Origin of the sequence: Streptomyces sp. NPDC002130, assembly GCF_040296465.1 — a bacterium.
Classification (GTDB): domain Bacteria; phylum Actinomycetota; class Actinomycetes; order Streptomycetales; family Streptomycetaceae; genus Streptomyces.
On sequence record NZ_JBEOXI010000475.1, the window covers coordinates 1 to 3194 of the forward strand.

The 3194-nt window shown below is 63.3% G+C and carries 2 protein-coding genes and 1 pseudogene; 2 read left to right on the forward strand and 1 reads right to left on the reverse strand.

The annotated features are described in order from the left end of the window. The first annotated feature begins 229 nt into the window (after window positions 1-229). Complete coding sequence (locus ABT116_RS41300) at window positions 230-562, forward strand: cupin domain-containing protein (RefSeq protein WP_070159670.1); 333 nt, start codon at window positions 230-232, stop codon at window positions 560-562. A gap of 37 nt (window positions 563-599) precedes the next feature. On the opposite strand, the gene ABT116_RS51085 is transcribed toward ABT116_RS41300, so the two are convergent. After that, entirely contained in the window at window positions 600-1397 is a 798-nt protein-coding gene (locus ABT116_RS51085; protein WP_350835225.1) for a homocysteine S-methyltransferase family protein, read from the reverse strand. 25 nt (window positions 1398-1422) lie between these two features. On the opposite strand from ABT116_RS51085, the pseudogene ABT116_RS41310 reads away from it, so the two are divergent. After that, window positions 1423-3108 (forward strand): annotated as a pseudogene (locus tag ABT116_RS41310) (dihydropteroate synthase); the annotation flags it as partial. Window positions 3109-3194: the final 86 nt, after the last annotated feature.

The window sequence follows — 3194 nt, forward strand, 5'->3', positions numbered from 1 at the left end:
GCCATGGCGGGTCTGCGGCCCGAAACGAGTAGTGCCACCAGGGGCGCGACGATGGTGCAGACGGCTGCGAAGAGCGCCGCAGAAGTGACAGCGCCCGTCGTGTCGACCCCGCGGCCACTTCCGACTCCGACGACGGGACTTGCCGCCACTCCCCTCCTCATGGCCGGACCAGTGGAGAACGATTGAAATGCCTGGCCAGCACCGCATAAACGCAAAGAAAGCGAACATCGTGGAAAAGATGTCATTGACAGCGCTAGCTCGCCAACTCGCCGACAAGGCGGAAAACTCGAAGAGCGGCCGTAGCGCTCGTACCGTGTACGGCGGCCATGAACACGTCCTGCGGCAAACCGTCATCGCGCTGGCAGAGGGCCAAAAACTCGACGAGCACGAGAACCCTGGGGAAGCGACCGTCTATGTCCTCACCGGCCGGGTACGCCTGTGCGCAGCCGAGAATGCTTGGGAGGGATCATCCGGCGATCTGTTGATCGTCCCGAATGCTCGACATTCTCTCGAAGCGCTGGAGGCCTCGTGCGTACTACTGACGGTCGCTAAAGCAATCTGAAGTATCGACCCGGTCTTCACGGCCACTGATCTGACCGTCATTTCTTACTCCGCTTCGTCATCGACCATGCTCCAGTCGCGAGCTGTGCCCCGCATCGTCCGCGGGCACGGTTCGCGGTCCTTCTACGTGTCGATGGCAATCGTCCTGTTAGGTAAATGCATTGAACCGTTTCGAGACCAAGGATCCGAACACCGTTGATTCCTCGGAGCCCGCTGTCGGCGGCTTGTCTGCCCCATTTAACTCTGCCCTGCTTGATGCGCTGAAACAGCGCGTTGTCATCGGCGACGGAGCGATGGGCACCATGTTGCAAGCCGCGGACCTCACCCTGGACGACTTCCTCGGCCTCGAGTGCCGTCAGCGCCGCACCGATCTCACTGCCCAGGAGCATCGTTCCGGTTGTCTCGACCGTCACGTGCGTGATGATCGGCAACCGCAGTCCGAGTTGCTCCATCGCGCGCTGACTGCCGAGGATTGCAGCCTTCACCTGAAGCAGGTCCTGGCAGGTTTCGACGAGGATGGCGTCGGCGCCACCGTCGATCATGCCGAGCGCAGCTTCGGTGTACGCGTCACGCAGGACTGCGTACGGTGCGTGTCCCAGGCTGGGGAGCTTGGTTCCCGGTCCCATCGAGCCGAGTACGAATCGGGCCATGCCGTCGCGGCCTGGTCCCATCTCGTCCGCTACTTCACGGGCGAGAGCAGTGCCTTTTTCCGCGAGTTCGCGGATCCGGTGAGAGATGTCGTAGTCGGCGAGGTTGGGCAGGTTGCAACCGAAGGTGTTGGTCTCGACGGCATCGGCACCAGCGGCGAAGTACGCACGGTGGATGTCTTTGAGCACGTCGGGACGGGTGTCGTTGAGGATCTCATTGCACCCCCTCGAGCCACTCGGTATCGACATGATCGGTCTGAACTGTGCCACCGGGCCGGCCGAGATGAGCGAACATCTCCGTCATCTGTCCAAGTACTCCACGCTGCCGGTGTCGGTCATGCCCAATGCCGGTCTGCCGCAGCTCGGCCCCAAGGGCGCCGAGTACCCGCTGACCGCCGACGAATTGGCCGAAGCCCTCAGTGGTTTCGTTTCCGAGTTCGGACTCGGCCTCGTAGGCGGCTGCTGCGGTACGACGCCCGAGCACATCAGCGCGGTCGCCGACGCGGTCCGTCAGGTCGAGAAGGCCCAGCGCACGCCGATCCACGAGCCGAGCACCTCTTCGCTGTACTCGGCGGTGCCGTTCGAGCAGGACGCCAGCATCCTGATGATCGGTGAACGCACGAACTCCAACGGCTCCAAGGCTTTCCGCGAGGCAATGCTCTCCGCGGACTACCAGAAGTGCCTGGACATCGCCAAGGACCAGACCCGCGACGGCGCACACATGCTCGACCTCAACGTCGACTACGTGGGCCGCGACGGTGCCGCCGACATGTCGGAACTGGCCAGCCGTCTGGCGACGTCCTCGACGCTGCCGATCATGCTCGACTCCACCGAGCCTGCCGTGTTGCAGGCCGGTCTCGAACACCTCGGTGGCCGCTGCGCTGTCAACTCCGTCAACTACGAGGACGGCGCCGGCCCCGAATCGCGTTTTCACAAGATCATGACTCTGGTCAAGGAGCACGGCGCGGCAGTCGTCGCCCTGACCATCGACGAAGAGGGCCAGGCTCGCACAGCCGAGACCAAGGTCGCCATCGCCAAGCGTCTGATCGAGGACATCAAGGGAAACTGGGGACTCGCCGAGTCCGACATCATCGTCGACGCCTTGACCTTCCCCATCTCCACCGGTCAGGAAGAGGTGCGACGCGACGGCATCGAGACCATCGAAGCGATCCGTCAGCTCAAGGCTGCGTACCCGGAACTGCACTTCACCCTGGGTATCTCGAACATTTCGTTCGGTTTGAACCCGGCGGCACGGCAGGTCCTCAACTCGGTGTTCCTGCACGAGTGCACCGAGGCCGGTCTGGACACGGCGATCGTTCACGCGTCCAAGATTCTGCCGATGGCCCGAATTCCGGACGAGCAGCGTGAAACCGCACTCGACCTGGTCTACGACCGTCGTAGCGAGGGGTACGACCCGCTGCAGAAGCTGATGGCTCTGTTCGAGGGTGTCTCGGCTGCGTCGGCGCGCGAGTCCCGTGCGCAGGAACTGGCGGGACTTCCGTTGTTCGACCGGCTCGAACGCCGCATCGTCGACGGCGAGCGCAACGGCCTCGACGACGACCTCACCGAGGCGATGACGATCAAGCCTCCGCTGGCCATCATCAACGAGACCTTGCTCTCGGGCATGAAGACCGTCGGCGAGCTGTTCGGCTCCGGACAGATGCAGTTGCCGTTCGTTCTGCAGTCCGCCGAGGTCATGAAGGCTGCCGTGGCATTCCTCGAACCGCACATGGAAGCGAGCGACGAGGACGGCAAGGGTCGCATCGTGATCGCGACCGTCAAGGGCGACGTTCACGACATCGGCAAGAACCTGGTCGACATCATCTTGAGCAACAACGGCTACGAGGTCGTCAACATCGGTATCAAGCAGCCGATCGCGACCATTCTCGACGAACACCGCCACGCCCCAGCAGAAGACCCGCCGGTTGCCCAGCCGGTCCCCCAGCGCCCCGCCCGTCAGCAGGAACCCGGCGAAGACCAGCGTGT